Source organism: Burkholderia sp. BCC0097, from assembly GCF_902832985.1.
Classification (GTDB): domain Bacteria; phylum Pseudomonadota; class Gammaproteobacteria; order Burkholderiales; family Burkholderiaceae; genus Burkholderia; species Burkholderia orbicola.
The window spans coordinates 376,414-390,646 of record NZ_CADFDM010000002.1; the positions used below are offsets into that span (position 1 = coordinate 376,414).

Sequence of the window (14,233 nt, forward strand, 5' to 3'; positions counted from 1 at the left end):
GACATGATCAACATCCTCGTAGCTTCCGACGATACCGCGCGTCTCACGCAGATCGCGCGTCTCGTGGCCGATTGCGGACGCTATCGCACGACGCGCGCTACCGGCCGCCCGTCGCAGATCGAGCATCGCACCGACGGGCTCGATGCGTTCGACATCCTGCTGATCGACGGCACGTCGCTCGATCCGTCCGAGCTATCGGCGATCGAGCGCATCTGCCGCGCGCATGCGGGCTTGACCTGCATCCTCGTGACGGCCGATGCATCGCCGCACGTGCTGCTCGATGCGATGCGCGCTGGCGCCCGCGACGTGCTGCAGTGGCCGCTCGATCTGCAGGCGCTCGGCAACGCGCTCGGGCGGGCGGCGGCGCAAAGCACGCGGCGCGATACCGACGACACGCGGATCGTGTCGTTCATGTCGTGCAAGGGCGGGGTCGGCACGAGTTTCGCGGCCGGCAACATCGCGTTCGAGATCGCCGAGGGCTTCAAGCGCCGCGTGCTGCTGATCGACCTGAACCAGCAGTTCGCCGACGCGGCATTTCTCGTCAGCGACGAAACGCCGCCGTCGACGCTGCCGCAGCTGTGCGCGCAGATCGAGCGGCTCGACGGCGCGTTTCTCGACGCGAGCGTTGCGCACGTGACGGAAAACTTTCACGTACTGGCGGGCGCCGGCGACCCGGTCAAGGCCGCCGAGATGCGCGAGGACGCGCTCGAATGGATTCTCGGCGTGGCCGCGCCGCGCTACGACTTCGTGATCTTCGACGTCGGCGTCGGCATCAACCCGCTGTCGATGGTCGCGCTCGATCGCAGCGACCAGATCCAGATCGTGCTGCAGCCCGCGATGCCGCACGTGCGCGCCGGCCGCCGGCTGCTGGAAATTCTCGTGTCGCTCGGCTACTCGACCGACCAGTTGCGGCTGATCGTGAACCGCACGACCCGCGCGAGCGAGCGGACCCGCGCCGCGCTCGAGGAAGTGCTCGGCCTGCACGCGGCCTGCACGATTCCCGACGACGCCGACACCGTGCTCGAAGCGATCAACCAGGGCCATCCGGTGTCGCGGCTCGCGCGCGGCTCGGCGGTCGTCCGGGCGCTGCAGGGCTGTGCGAAGCAACTCGTCGACGGCGAAGTGCGCGCGGGACGCGGCGCGACGCACAGCGAACCGTTGATGTCCCGGCTGTTCGGCCGCAAGGCCACGCCGAAGCTTAAGTCGATGTAATTCTTTCGGGGAACCATCATGTCATTGCGCGAACAGATGTCCTTGCACCGGGCCCAGCCGCTGGCGGCCAGCGACGCGGCCGGCCCGGCCCATTCGTCGGTGCGCGACGCATACCAGAAGCTGCGCCGCGACATTCACCTGGCCGTGCTCGAGCGCGTCGAGCTCGAGCGCCTGTCCCGGCTGCATCAGGATCAGATCCGCATGGAAATCGGCGCGCTGATCGCGCGCATCCTCGACGAGGAGCGGCTGCCGGCGAACGACATCGAGCGGCGCCAGCTCGCGATCGACGTGTACGACGAGATGTTCGGCTTCGGCCCGCTCGAAGCGCTGCTGCGCGACCCCGGCATTTCCGACATCCTCGTGAACACGTACCGGCAGGTCTACGTCGAACGCTGCGGCCAGCTGGAACTGACCGACGTGACGTTCTACGACGACGCGCACCTGATGAAGGTGATCGAGAAGATCGTGTCGCGCGTCGGGCGCCGCATCGACGAATCGAGCCCGATGGTCGACGCCCGGTTGCCGGACGGTTCGCGCGTGAACGCGATCATCCCGCCGTCCGCGATCGACGGGCCGCTGATGTCGATCCGGCGCTTCGCGGTCAACCCGCTGAAGATGGACGACCTGGTGCGCTACCACAGCCTGACGCCGCCGATGGCCGAGCTGCTCGACGCGCTGTCGCGCGCGAAGGTGAACGTGCTGGTGTCGGGCGGCACCGGCAGCGGCAAGACGACGCTGCTCAACATCCTGTCCGGCTTCATTCCGCGCAACGAGCGGATCGTCACGATCGAGGACGCCGCCGAGCTGCAACTGCAGCAGCCGCACGTGCTGCGGCTCGAGACGCGCCCGCCGAACATCGAGGGCAAGGGTGAAATCACGCAGCGCACGCTGGTGCGCAACGCGCTGCGGATGCGCCCGGACCGCATCATCCTCGGCGAAGTGCGCGGCGCCGAAGCGCTCGACATGCTCAACGCGATGAACACCGGCCACGAAGGCTCGCTCGCGACGATCCACGCGAACACGCCGCGCGACGCGCTGACGCGGCTTGAGAACATGGTCAGCGTGTCCGGCCTGACGCTGCCGCCGAAGACGATGCGCCAGCAGATCGCGTCGGCGATCTCGGTGGTCGTGCAGGCGGCGCGCCTCACGGACGGCAAGCGCAAGATCGTCAGCATCCAGGAACTGACCGGGATGGAAGGCGACATCATCAACATGCAGGAGATCTTCACGTTCAAGCGCACGGGCGTGGACCGCGACGGCTCGGTGCGCGGCCACTTCTGCGCGACCGGCGTGCGGCCGAAGTTCGCCGAGCGGCTGCAGGCGTTCGGCATCAACCTGCCGGATTCGCTGTACGACCCGTCCGTGCATTACGAGACGGACTGACGCCAGGACGACATGTGCTGCCGGGGAGGCCTCATGAATGCGATCTTTTACGGTTTTGTGATTCTCACCTTCGTCGCGGTCGTGCTGTCGATCGAAGGCTTTTATCAATGGTGGAGCGCCCGGCATGGCGCCGCCGCGCGCCGGATCGAAGCGCGCATTCGCGCGATGTCGGCCGGCGGCAACGTCCAGCAGGAGCGGCTGTCGATCCTGAAGAAGCGGATGCTCGACGAGTCGAAGCCATTCGATCGGCTGCTGCTGCGCGTGCCGCGCGTGCAGGCGCTCGATCTCATGATCCAGCAATCGGGTCTCGCATGGACGCTGCCGAAGCTGATCACGCTCAGCGCCATGTGCGCGGCAATCGCGTGGTTCACGCTAAGCTTCGCCACGTTGCCGCAACTCGCCGCGCTGCCGATCGCGCTGTTTGCCGCCTGCATACCGACGATGTACGTGCTGCGTGCACGCGCGCGCCGGATGCTCAAGCTGGAGCGCCAGCTGCCGGACATTTGCGACATGATCGCGCGCGCACTGCGCTCCGGTCATTCGTTCACGAGCACGCTCGGAATGGTCGGCGACGAGTTTCCCGAGCCGATGGGCGGCGAGTTCCGCGTCACGTTCGACGAAGTCAATTACGGCGTGTCGCTGCACGATGCGCTGACGAACCTGGCGACGCGCGTGCCGGTGCAGGACCTGCGCTACTTCGTGATCGCGGTACTGATCCAGCGAGACACGGGCGGCAACCTGGCTGAACTGCTCGACAGCATCGCCGGCCTGGTGCGCGAGCGTTTCAAGCTGTTCGACAAGGTGCGCGTGCTGTCGGCGGAGGGACGCCTGTCCGCATGGATTCTCGGGCTGCTGCCGTTCGGCACCGCCGGCGTGATGGCGTTGCTGAACCGCGAGTTCCTGTCGGTACTATGGGAGGATCCGGTCGGGATCAGGATGGTCGGCACGATGCTGGTGTCGATGGCCTTCGGTCTGCTCTGGATCCGCCGAATCGTCCGGATTCGTGTCTGACGCGCGAACCGACCAACGAACCATTGCGAGGCAGTCATGCAAAACCTGAGCGTGGTCCATGCCGTGATGCTGGGCGGCTTGTTCATCTTCGTGGCCGGCGGTGTGCTCGTCGCGATGTTGCTGTTCGCGCCGCGCAGCATCCAGCGCCGGCTCGAGCAGGCGGGTGGCGCGGGCAGTGCCGGTGCCGTCCCGGGCGACGTCGACGACATGGCGGCGCGCTGGGTCGCGAAGCTGGTCGAGCTGTCCACGCCGATCTCGAAGCTGTCGGTGCCGAAAGAGGGCTGGGAGAATTCACCTCTGCGTATCCGGCTCATGAATGCCGGCTGGCGCGACCCCAGCGCGGCCGCATTGTATTTCACCGCGAAGACGATGCTCGCGCTCGCACTACCGTGCGCGACGCTGCTGGTGCTGATCACCACCCGGCTCGGCAACCAGCGCGAGGTGCTGTCGGTCATCCTCGTGCTGCTCGCATGTATCGGCTACTACATACCGAACATCGCCTTGTCGCGGCGGGTCAAGGTGCGCCAGCAGAAGATCTTCGAGGATTTCCCGGATGCGCTCGACCTGCTGACCGTGTGCGTCGAAGCGGGGCTGGGGCTGGACGCGGCGCTGATGAAGGTGAGCGAAGAGTTGCGCTTCAGCAGCGACGTGGTCGCGAGCGAACTCGATCTGCTGCTGCTCGAGATGCGTTCCGGCTTCACGAAGGAAGCGGCGCTGCGCAATCTCGCGCTGCGTACCGGCGTGGAGGACATCGAATCGTTCTGCGCGATGCTGATCCAGGCCGATCGCTTCGGCACGAGCATTAGCGAATCGCTGCGCGTGCTGTCGGACATGCTGCGCACGCGGCGCCGGATGCGCGCGGAGGAACGCGCGGCGAAGATCGCGCTGAAACTGCTGTTTCCGCTGATCTTCTGCATCTTTCCCGCGCTGATGATGGTGCTGCTCGGGCCGGCGATGATTCACGTCTACCGCGTGCTGCTGCCGACCTTCGTCGGCATCTCGCACTGAGCGGCGGGGCGCGACGGCCTCACCTGCATCCATCACGATCTTGCGTGCCGACCTGACCCGCGCGGCGGCCGGCACGGCAACAGGCTTCATGGAGGCTCCCTCCCCAGGCGGCGCCGCGAGACAGGTCGACCATAGCGGCGTCAATGCATCCTGGACCCATGGTCGGTCATGGAACAAGCCGTAGTCCACCGCCTTTACGGCTGCCCCCTACTGCTAACCCGTTGAAGCGGCGGCGCCCCGTAGCGGGGCAGCCGGCGCGCCGCGCGTCACTGGAAGTGATGCACGTAGCGCAGCACCATCCGCGTGCCCTGCGGCCGGTTGCGCGCATAGGTTTCAAAGTACGCGTTGAACAGCAGGTGATCGTGCGGCGAGAAGCTGACCATCGCCCCCGGCCCGATCGCGAACACGGCTTCTCGCGTGCCCGGCACGTCCTGCCCGTTGGCCTTCATGTCGGTGGTCTGGCGCAGCCAGTAGCCGTTGAGCCCCAGCCGCAGTCCGGGCCGCACTTCGTACTCGGTCGCGAAGTTCACGTGGAGCGCCTGGCCGGCCTGCGTCGACGTCACGTCCGGGCCGAGTGCCGTGGCCGGCTGATGGTTGGTCGCGTTCCACAGATAGTGCAGCCGCCACGACACGGTCCATTTCGGCGTGAGCCACAGCGTCGCCGCCCAGTACGGATCGAACGACCAGAAATGGCTGCCGGGATTGATCGCGCGCGACGGGTCGTACGCGCCGGTCGGCACGATGAACTGGAATTCGACGCGCTGCGCGAAGCGCGGGCCCTGCGCGCCCATCATCGGCTCGAACTGGATGAACGGGCCGATCAGCAGATCGCCGAAACCGGCGCGCGCATTCAGCGCGACGTTGCCGATGCCGTCGTCGGTGCGCGCGGACGCAATCCAGGGCAGGATCACGTCGAGGCCCGGATGCATGCCCGCGAACGTCAGCGGCGACTGATAGACGAGCTGGCTCAATCCGGCGAACAGGTCGATGTCCTGCTTCGGCAACCCGACCTTGTTGCCCGCATTGTCGTTGACGCGGCCGGCCGTGTAGTACTGCAGGTACTGCGTGCCGTACCAGCCGGCGCCGGCCGGCGGCATCCCGTCGAGGAAACTGGTCATGCCGAGGTTGACCGCGGGCAGGTCGGCCGCGTGGGCCGGCGCGTGGCCGGCGAGGCCGGCGATCGCGAAGCCTGCGGCGACGAGCAGGCGAGAGCCGAGTTTCATGTTCACCACCTCCTTGAGTTGTATTTGCGTGTACTAATCAAATTTCGCGTGAAAGATCCGGATGATCGGCGATCGCGTGATACTGGCCGGCATGGAACACGAGCGGCGCCTTGCCGAATGCGTCGAACCGTTCGATCTCGCCGATGAAGAGCAGGTGGTCGCCGCCTTCGTAGTGGCCGACGTTGCGGCACACGAAGCGCGCGCTCGCGCCGCCGAGGCACGGCACGCCGCCGCTCTCCGATGCCACGTGCGGCACGCCGTCGAACTTGTCGGTGCTGGGCGTCGCGAAGCGGCGCGACAGGTCGATCTGGTCGTGCGCGAGGATGTTGATCGCGAAGTGCGTGGCCGCGACGAAATCCGGGCGGCTCGGCGCGACCTTGCGAAGGCTCCACAACACGAGCGGCGGATCGAGCGACAGCGACGAGAACGAATTCGCGGTGAGGCCCACCTTGCGCCCGTCGGCCGCGCACGTGGTGATCACGGTGACGCCGGTCGGGAACTGCCCGAACGCGGCGCGCAACTGCATCGGGTCGAGGGCCGCGCGGTCGGTAACGGTCGTTTCCATGGCGTTACTCCGCGCGGACGCTGTGTTCGCGGATCAGCGCCGCGCACGCCGACGGCTCGAACCACCACGGCGCGAACCGGCGCGGATCGTCGAAGCCGTCGACGATCGTTTTCGCGAGCGACGGCGACTGGCCGGCCGCGCCGAGCAGTTCGAGAATGTGCGGCGGCGGCGGGGTGAGCAGCGAGTTGGTCCAGCGCACGACATGCTGCGCATAGGCCCAGTAGCCTTCGAAGGTCTGCTGCATCCAGTCTTCGCCGAACGGCGCGGCGCCGCGCGCGACGATCGCGTCGAAATACGCGTTCGCGCATTTCGCGGCGTTGTTCGAGCCCTGGCCGGTGATCGGATCGTTGACCACCACCGCATCGGCCATCCCGAACACTGTGCGGCCCGACGGCAGCCGGAAGAACGGCTTGCGCACGGTCGGCGCGAAACGCCCGGCCAGCGTGCCGTTCGGATCGGTGAGCGCGACGTCGCGGCAGCGTTCGAATTCCCACGGCACGTATTGCTGCAGGAACGACAGGCTGCGGTCCAGATGCTGCTCGGGCGTCTTTACATCGGCCCAGCAGTCGAGCGGGCCGCCCGGGATGCCTTCGAACACCATGATTTCGCATGGGCCCGTGGTGGTCAGCGCGGGAAACACGAAATACTCGCCGATGCCCGGCAGCAGGTTGAAGCGTACGCGCGAATACGGCTCGCTCGGCGTCATTCCTTTCACGTAGGTGAGAGCCAGCGCGCGCTGCGGGCGGTCGAACGGGCTGCGCGCATCGTCGCGGCCGAGCAGGCCGACGATCTCGCCCTTGCCGGCCGCGAGCAGCACGAGGTCGTGGCTGCGGGCGAGTTCCTCGAGTTCGGGCACGCCGATGTCGGCGATACGCACGTCCGCGCCGCGGCGGCGGACGCCGTCGAGCCAGTCGGCCATCTTCACGCGCTGGTCGACCGACTGCGCGTAGCGGGTCAGCCGCGACGACCAGTCGATCGCCTTGCGGCCGTGGCCGTCCGGGTGCGGCACCGCGATGCCGATGCCTTCGACGGCCGGGCACGCTTCCTCCCACGTATTCAGGCCGAGATCGCGCTCGATCTGCAACGACGTGTGGAACATGCACTGGCTCGACATGACCTTGCCCGTGCGGATCTGCTCCGCATCGCGGTTGGTCGCGAGCGTGACGTGGTAGCCCTGGTCGAGCAGGGCGAAGGCGAGTTGCAGGCCGGACTGGCCGGCGCCGACGATAGCGATGCGTCTCATGGGGATGTCCTCGGTTGGCCGTGTGACGGCCGGAATGGTTGCGTGAAGGGGTGACGCGACACGGTCACTCCGCAAGACGGGGAATCGCCGGCACCGCCTGTTCGGGGCCCATCGCGGCATAGCCGCCGTCCACCGCGTAGTCGGCGCCGGTCACGAAGCTCGCCGCGTCGCTGCACAGGAACGTGACGACCTGCGCGACTTCCGACGGATCGCCGACGCGTCGGAGCAGGTGGAACGGCGCGGCGACGCGATCGGTCTTCGCACGGTCGCCGTGCGTCATCTCGTCCATCACGCGCGACCAGGTCCAGCCCGGCGATACCGAGTTGACGCGGATGCGATCGGGCGCGAGATCCATCGCCATGCTGCGCGTGAGCTGGCGGATCGCGGCTTTCGAGGTCGGATACAGCCAGCGGCCGGTTTGCGCGCACTGCGCGGAGATCGAGCTGAAGTTCACGATCGCGCCGCCGCCGCGCCGGGCCATGTGCGGATGCACGGCCTTCGCGAGCATCGCGGCCGACACGACGTTGACGTCCATCGCGGCGAGCCAGTCGTTGCGGGTCGCATGGATGCCGTTGTCGACATAGCTGCACGCGAGGTTGACGAGCACGTCGATCGCGCCGAACCGCTCGACGATCGTCGCGACCGCGCGCTCGATCGCACGATCGTCGGTGATGTCGAGCGCGATGAACAGCGCCCGTTCGCCGAGCGATGCGGCCACGCGTGCGCCGTTGTCCGCATCGAGATCGAGGATCGCGACGCACGCACCGGCGCGGCTCAGGTCCTGCGCGACCGCGGCGCCGATCAGCGTGGCGCCGCCGGTGACGAGCGCGACTTTGCCAGCAAGGGCATTCATGGAGTGTCTCCGGGAATCGTGGGGTGAGGAAAGGGCGCGTCAGTGCGCACCCGTCGACGGCGCGCTGTCGTGCCAGCGGCGCATCAGGCCGTTCGACGGCACGGTTTCGTCGAGCAGCTTGCGGGCCGTGTCGACGCCCGCGACCGGCAGGCCGGCCGGGTCGAGCAGGCCGATCTGCACGAGCACGCTCGCCTGGTCCCAGTAGATGTGCTCGTGATAGAGCTTGTCGCCGCGAAACTTCACGATCGCGACGAGCGGAATCTCGACGCGCTTGCCGGTCGGCGCGACGCCCGGCAGCATCCAGTCGATCTCGGTGGTGTGCGTGAAGCGGAACAGCAGCTCGTCGACGATCTGGCTCGCGCCGATCGTGCGCGAGATCGGCGTGATCGTCGTGTCGGGCGGGTTCGCATGCACGAAGTGATGCGTGTAGAAGCGCTTCAGTTCGTCGTGACCGACGCCGCCCGTCAGCGTCGGAATATGGTTGACGTACGGCTCGGCGACCATCGTGGCCATCGTCGCGTCGACGTTGCGCGTGTCGAACTCGTGCTTCAGGTGCGTTTCCCACAGCGCGGACAGGTCGTAGCGCGGGCCGAGCGCGGCGCGGAACGCGGCGATCGCGCGCTGGTGGGCCATGACCGCGGCGGCCTTGTCGAAATGATCGCCGCCGGCGCGGGCGAATGCATGATCGACGCCGGGGTAGACGTAGACTTCGACGCCGTCGCGGCCCGACAGCGCAGCCGCGATGCGCTGCTGCGCGTCGGGCGGGCAGAAGCGGTCCAGCTCCGCGATCTGCAGCACGAGCCGCCCGTGCAGGTGCGCGGCTTCGTCGAGTGCGTGCTCGATGCCCACGCCGTAGTAACTGACCGCCGCGGCCACGCCCGGCAGCCGGCACGCGGCGAGATACGCGAGCTTGCCGCCGAGGCAGTAGCCGAGCACGCCGACCTCGCCCGTACACTCCGGCCGCTTGCGGAGCGCGTCCAGCGCGGCGCCGATGTCCTCGACGCCCTTGTTTTCGTCGTATTCGCGATAAAGGGCCATCGCGCGCTCGAAATCGGCCGCCGTATCACCGAGCTCGATGCCCGGGGCCTGGCGCCAGAACAGGTCCGGCACGAGCACCGTATAGCCTTCCTCGGCGTAATAGTCGGCCACGCCGCGCATCGTCGCGTTCGCGCCGAAGATCTCGTGACAGAGCACGATGCCCGGCCCGGTGCCGCCGGCCGGCGTGCTCAGGTATGCGCGAAACGCGCCGCCGTCCGGCGCTGGAATCTCGATGTGACTTCCGTTCATGGGTCCCTCCATGCGGTTGGTTTCGGTGACGGCCCAGTATTGGCGGCCGAAATGGGCGTTTCTATCCGCTTTCTTCGGCCGGTATCCGCGAATTCCGGAAACCTGCGGCAGCGGCTGCCGCGGGCTGGCGGGCCGGGGCCGAGTGCGGGTATGTGCGGATGCGGAAGGCCCGCACAGTTTTCTACGATGCGCGAACGGTCCGCTTCTTGCGTGGCTTGCGCGGGACTTGCGTGTTTCGTAGGACGGACTGTCCGGATACTCCGGGCGCTGTCCGGATCGTGCGACGGATTCCCCGATAGCGGGAATGCATGCACGGCGCGAGTGCGATCGAGCACGACGGGAGAACTTCGATGGCGCAATTTTCCGAAACCGGCTGGCTGGCCGATGCCGCCTGTTTCAATCACGACACGCTGCTGCTGCAGTCGAACGACGTCGACGAGGTGCGCGCACGCGTGGCGGACGTGTTCAAACCGCACCGGCTCACCCCGACCGGCGAATCGCGCGCGCTGCACAGCTGCATGCACCATGCGCGCTGGGGCAACCTGTCGTTGAACCTGCTCGATTACGGCGGCGGCGTCAGCATCGAGCCGGGGCCGCTCGAACATTTCTTTCTGCTGCAGATTCCGCTGCGCGGCGACGCCGAGATCGAGTGCGGCGCGACGCGCTTCGTGTCGTCGCCGGGCACCGCGTCGCTGCTTTCGCCGACACTGCCGTTGAAGATGCGTTGGGGCGATGCGTGCCCGCAGGTGATCCTGCGCATCGAGCGTGAAGTGATGGAGCGCCACGCGCAGCGGCATTTCGGCGACGACCGGCGTGCGAGCGTGGAATTCGAGCCGGAGTTCGACCTGTCGTCGCCGCAGGGCACCTGTCTCGCGCAGTTGCTGCCGGTGCTTGCCGGCGCGATCGCGACGGACGCGCATCCGCTGCGTCATCCGCTCGCGTTCGAGCAGCTCGAATCGACACTGCTGAACCTGCTGCTGTACGGTCACCCGAACAGCGCGCGCAACGGCACACGGTCCGCGCCGGCACCGCTCGCGCCGTTCTACGTGCGGCGCGTCGAGGAATACATTCGCGCGCATCTCGACGAGCCGCTGACGATCGAACGGCTCGCCGATCTCGCAGGCGTCAGCCCGAGCACGCTGTTCGCGGGCTTTCGCAATCGCCACGGGATCACGCCGATGGGCTTCGTGCGGCAGTTGCGGCTGCAACATGTGCGCGACGAACTGCTGGCCGACGACACGCCGGGGCTCGCGTCGGTCACCGATATCGCGCTGAAATGGGGTTTCGCGCACCTCGGACGCTTCGCGATCGAGTACAAGCGCGCGTTCGGCGAATCGCCGTCGGCCACGCTCAGGATGCGGCGCGTGCGGGGGTGAACGCGACGGCGGGCGCGATGTCCCGCCGTCGCGACGGTTCATGCGGCTGCGTTCGGCCCGGCGGGCGTGCCGGGCCAGCCGCTGGCCAGATCGTCTACGTCACACCGTGCCTTTCTTCAGATCGTCGATGCACGGGATGCCGGCGCGTCGTTTCGGCCGCAGGAATTTCGGCATCGACGGGGCCTGGCCGACGCCTGCCTGGCTCTGACCGGTCCTGGGCTTCAACGCGGCCGGCTTCGCCTTGCGCGGCATCCGGCAGCCACCGGCCGCCAGGTCGCCGTACGGATCGTCGTCGACGGCTGCCGCGGGGGCCGCCGGCATCGCGGGGGCGGTGGCCGCGACCAGCATCGGCGCGAACGGCAACGCATGCATCCGCTCGCCGGTCAGGACGAACGCACCGTTGGCCACCGCCGGTGCGATCGGCGGCACGCCGGCGTCGCTCAACCCGGTCGGATGCGCGTCCGACGGAACGAAGAAGACATCCACCGGCGGCGCTTCCTGCATGCGCACGGGCGGATAGTCGGCGAAACCGGCGTTGCGCACCGCGCCATGGTCGACGTCGATCGCGAAGCCCGGCTTCGTCGTCGCGAGGCCGAACAGCGCGCCGCCCTGGATCTGCGCTTCCGCGCCGGTCGGGTTGACGATGCGGCCCGCATACACGCCGGCCGTCACGCGATGCACGCGCGGTTGCTGCGCTTCGATCGAGACCTCCGTCACGTAAGCCACGACCGTCCCGGCCGATTCGTGCATGGCCGTGCCCCATGCGTGCCCGGCAGGCAGCGTGCGCGTGCCGTAGCCGGATTTGTCGACGGCGAGCGCGAGCGCCTGGCGATGGGGCGCGTGCTCGGGGCCGGCCAGCCGTGCCATCCGATACGCGACCGGGTCCTGTCGCGCCGCGTGCGCGAGTTCGTCGACCAGCGTCTCCATCACGAATGCCGTATGCGTGTGGCCGCCCGAGCGCCACGACTGGACCGGCACGTCCGCGTCCGTCTGATGGACGGAGACCTGCATCGGAAAGCCGTACGGGCTGTCGGCCACGCCTTCGGTCAGCGCGGGGTCGACGCCACCCTTGCGAATCGTCGTGCGCTCGAGCGGCGAACCCTTCAGCACCGACTGGCCGACGACGACGTGCTGCCAGTCGCGCACGGTGCCGTTGCTGTCCACGCCGATGTCGACACGATGCAGCACCATCGGGCGGTAATAGCCGCCGCGCAGATCGTCCTCGCGCGTCCAGATCGTCTTGACCGGGCCGAGGTTGCCGGCCGCCAGATAGGCGGCGGATACGCGCGCGGCTTCGACCACGTAGTCCGACGTCGGCGTCGAACGCCGGCCGTAGTCGCCGCCCGACGTCAACGTGAAGATCTGGACCTTGGCCGGCGCCACGCCGAGCGCCTTCGCGACCGCGGCGCGATCGGCCGTCTGCAGCGACGATCCGCCCCAGATCTTGATCCCGCACGCGCAGCTCGCCGGGCCGACGTCGACCGTGCAGCTGAGCGGCTCCATCGGCGCATGCGCGAGATACGGAAATTCGTATTCCTTCTGAATCCGGGTTGTCGGAGGCGGCGCACTGCCGCTCGATGCTGTCCGCACCACGGTGCCGGGCGAGGCCGCGAGCTGCTTGTAAGCGCGCATCTGTTCCGCGGACGACACGCTCGACCCGCTGTCTTTCCATGTGACCTGCAGCGCATCGCGCCCGAGTTTGGCCGGCCAGTACCCATCGGCGATGACGGCCACGCCGGTGCCGCCGCGGTCGACCGGGATCTCGACGACTTCCACCACGCCCTTGACCGCCCGGGCCGCGGCCGCGTTGTAGCTCGCGACCTGCCCGCCGAAGCGCGGCGGGCGCGCGACCACGGCCACCTTCATGTCCGGCAGGCGCCAGTCCATCCCGTACTTGAGCGTGCCGTCGAGCATCGCGCGCGCGTCGACGCGCGGTGTCGGCTTGCCGATGATGCGGAACTGGTCCGGCGACTTCAACGGCACCCGCTGCGGCACCGGCATCGCCATCGCGTCGGGCGCCAGTTCGCCGTAGGTCGCGCTGCGGTTGCCGGCCGTCACGACACCGTTCGCCGTGCGGCACGCGGCGGGATCGACGTTCCAGCGCCGCGCGGCCGCCGCGACGAGCATCGCGCGCGCGGACGCGCCGAGTTCGCGGTATTGCGCGAACGAGTGATTGACCGACGTCGCGCCGCCGGTCATCTGGATGCCTGTCACCGGGTCCTTGTACGGCTCGCCGGCCGGTGCGAGCACGGTGCGTACGTTGCGCCAGTCGGCATCCAGTTCGTCGGCCAGCGCCATCGGCAGCGCGGTGCTGACGCCCTGGCCGGATTCCGTCCGGTTGACGGCGATCGTCACCGTGTTGTCCGGTGCGATGATCAGGAATGCTTGAGGTGGCGAAGACTGAGGGGCCTTGCCGGCTTCGGCCGAGGCCCGGGTCGGCGCGATGCCCAGTGCAAGGCAGCCGCTCGCCGCGATCGTGAGCTTCAGAAAGCCGCGCCGGCCGAGCGTCGGAGAACCTGTTCCGGCGACCGGCGAAGCGTCGGGGTGGGGGGCGTCGGTGCTCGCCGGGCGCCCGGCAGTGCGAATACGCATGGTCAATGTCTCCCGGCAGGCTCAGGCAAGCGCGCTGGCCGCATCGTGAATCGCGGCGCGGATGCGCTGATAGGTTGCACAGCGGCACAGGTTGCCGGCCATCGCGCGATCGATGTCGGCGTCGGTCGGCGCCTTGTTGCCGCGCAGCAGGGCGGCCGCGCTCATCATCTGGCCGCTCTGGCAGTAGCCGCATTGCGCGACGTCGTGCCGGAGCCACGCGTCGAGGACGGCCTTGCCGAGCGCATCGTCGGCGAGATGTTCGGACGTCGTGATGTGCGCATTTCCGACCGCCGACAGCGCCAGCGTGCAGCTTCGGGCCGGCCGGCCGTCGACATGAACGGTGCAGGCGCCACAGTCGCCGGTGCCGCAGCCGAACTTGGTGCCGGTCAGCCCGAGATTGTCGCGCAGCACCCAGAGCACCGGCGTCGACGGATCGGCGTCGATCTCGGCCGGCCGGTTGTTGATATTCAACGTCACCAT

The 14,233-nt window shown here is 68.2% G+C and carries 12 protein-coding genes; 5 read left to right on the forward strand and 7 right to left on the reverse strand.

The window, feature by feature from the left end; genetic code table 11:
- The first annotated feature begins 3 nt into the window (after window positions 1-3).
- The 4 genes from HWX07_RS06970 to HWX07_RS06985 are packed head-to-tail and all read left to right on the forward strand — an operon-like array spanning window position 4 to window position 4,614.
- Window positions 4-1,212, forward strand: coding sequence for an AAA family ATPase (locus HWX07_RS06970; protein WP_175875724.1), 1,209 nt, complete (start codon window positions 4-6; stop codon window positions 1,210-1,212).
- An 18-nt stretch (window positions 1,213-1,230) separates the two neighbouring features.
- Window positions 1,231-2,595 (forward strand): CpaF family protein, encoded by a 1,365-nt coding sequence (locus HWX07_RS06975; protein ID WP_012336886.1) that lies wholly within the window; start codon window positions 1,231-1,233, stop codon window positions 2,593-2,595.
- 33 nt (window positions 2,596-2,628) lie between these two features.
- Window positions 2,629-3,606 (forward strand): type II secretion system F family protein, encoded by a 978-nt coding sequence (locus tag HWX07_RS06980; protein WP_175875725.1) that lies wholly within the window; start codon window positions 2,629-2,631, stop codon window positions 3,604-3,606.
- A 36-nt stretch (window positions 3,607-3,642) separates the two neighbouring features.
- Window positions 3,643-4,614 (forward strand): type II secretion system F family protein, encoded by a 972-nt coding sequence (locus HWX07_RS06985; protein ID WP_175875726.1) that lies wholly within the window; start codon window positions 3,643-3,645, stop codon window positions 4,612-4,614.
- 266 nt (window positions 4,615-4,880) lie between these two features.
- Here HWX07_RS06985 and HWX07_RS06990 read toward each other — a convergent pair whose 3' ends face one another.
- The 5 genes from HWX07_RS06990 to HWX07_RS07010 form a co-directional block, all read right to left on the reverse strand.
- Window positions 4,881-5,837, reverse strand: a complete 957-nt coding sequence (locus HWX07_RS06990; RefSeq protein WP_175875727.1) for a transporter — start codon at window positions 5,835-5,837, stop codon at window positions 4,881-4,883.
- A gap of 37 nt (window positions 5,838-5,874) precedes the next feature.
- On the reverse strand, window positions 5,875-6,402 hold the full coding sequence (locus tag HWX07_RS06995) for a flavin reductase family protein (protein WP_175875728.1): 528 nt from the start codon (window positions 6,400-6,402) through the stop codon (window positions 5,875-5,877).
- Window positions 6,403-6,406: 4 nt separating this feature from the next.
- Entirely contained in the window at window positions 6,407-7,645 is a 1,239-nt protein-coding gene (locus HWX07_RS07000) for a styrene monooxygenase/indole monooxygenase family protein (RefSeq protein ID WP_012336881.1), read from the reverse strand.
- A gap of 64 nt (window positions 7,646-7,709) precedes the next feature.
- Window positions 7,710-8,498 (reverse strand): SDR family oxidoreductase, encoded by a 789-nt coding sequence (locus HWX07_RS07005; RefSeq protein WP_012336880.1) that lies wholly within the window; start codon window positions 8,496-8,498, stop codon window positions 7,710-7,712.
- Window positions 8,499-8,537: 39 nt separating this feature from the next.
- Window positions 8,538-9,785: a dienelactone hydrolase family protein gene (locus tag HWX07_RS07010; RefSeq protein WP_175875729.1), complete on the reverse strand. Its 1,248-nt coding sequence runs from the start codon at window positions 9,783-9,785 to the stop codon at window positions 8,538-8,540.
- A 350-nt stretch (window positions 9,786-10,135) separates the two neighbouring features.
- On the opposite strand from HWX07_RS07010, the gene HWX07_RS07015 reads away from it, so the two are divergent.
- A complete protein-coding gene (locus tag HWX07_RS07015) occupies window positions 10,136-11,161 on the forward strand; it encodes an AraC family transcriptional regulator (protein ID WP_175875730.1) in 1,026 nt (341 codons plus the stop codon).
- A 99-nt stretch (window positions 11,162-11,260) separates the two neighbouring features.
- Here the strand turns inward: HWX07_RS07015 and HWX07_RS07020 are convergent, their stop codons facing one another.
- A complete protein-coding gene (locus HWX07_RS07020; protein WP_175875731.1) occupies window positions 11,261-13,753 on the reverse strand; it encodes a xanthine dehydrogenase family protein molybdopterin-binding subunit in 2,493 nt (830 codons plus the stop codon).
- A gap of 21 nt (window positions 13,754-13,774) precedes the next feature.
- The gene (locus HWX07_RS07025) at window positions 13,775-14,233 is read right to left on the reverse strand and encodes a (2Fe-2S)-binding protein (protein ID WP_012336876.1); all 459 of its coding nucleotides are present in this window, start codon (window positions 14,231-14,233) and stop codon (window positions 13,775-13,777) included.

Excerpts from the sequence above, each read along its gene's own strand:
- HWX07_RS06985 (WP_175875726.1), top strand. The coding sequence starts at position 3,643 with ATGCAAAACCTGAGCGTGGTCCATGCCGTGATGCTGGGCGGCTTGTTC.
- HWX07_RS07020 (WP_175875731.1), bottom strand. The coding sequence starts at position 13,753 with ATGCGTATTCGCACTGCCGGGCGCCCGGCGAGCACCGACGCCCCCCAC.
- HWX07_RS06980 (WP_175875725.1), top strand. The coding sequence starts at position 2,629 with ATGAATGCGATCTTTTACGGTTTTGTGATTCTCACCTTCGTCGCGGTC.
- HWX07_RS06995 (WP_175875728.1), bottom strand. The coding sequence starts at position 6,402 with ATGGAAACGACCGTTACCGACCGCGCGGCCCTCGACCCGATGCAGTTG.
- HWX07_RS06990 (WP_175875727.1), bottom strand. The coding sequence starts at position 5,837 with ATGAAACTCGGCTCTCGCCTGCTCGTCGCCGCAGGCTTCGCGATCGCC.
- HWX07_RS07015 (WP_175875730.1), top strand. The coding sequence starts at position 10,136 with ATGGCGCAATTTTCCGAAACCGGCTGGCTGGCCGATGCCGCCTGTTTC.
- HWX07_RS06975 (WP_012336886.1), top strand. The coding sequence starts at position 1,231 with ATGTCATTGCGCGAACAGATGTCCTTGCACCGGGCCCAGCCGCTGGCG.
- HWX07_RS07025 (WP_012336876.1), bottom strand. The coding sequence starts at position 14,233 with ATGGTGACGTTGAATATCAACAACCGGCCGGCCGAGATCGACGCCGAT.
- HWX07_RS07010 (WP_175875729.1), bottom strand. The coding sequence starts at position 9,785 with ATGAACGGAAGTCACATCGAGATTCCAGCGCCGGACGGCGGCGCGTTT.
- HWX07_RS07000 (WP_012336881.1), bottom strand. The coding sequence starts at position 7,645 with ATGAGACGCATCGCTATCGTCGGCGCCGGCCAGTCCGGCCTGCAACTC.
- HWX07_RS07005 (WP_012336880.1), bottom strand. The coding sequence starts at position 8,498 with ATGAATGCCCTTGCTGGCAAAGTCGCGCTCGTCACCGGCGGCGCCACG.
- HWX07_RS06970 (WP_175875724.1), top strand. The coding sequence starts at position 4 with ATGATCAACATCCTCGTAGCTTCCGACGATACCGCGCGTCTCACGCAG.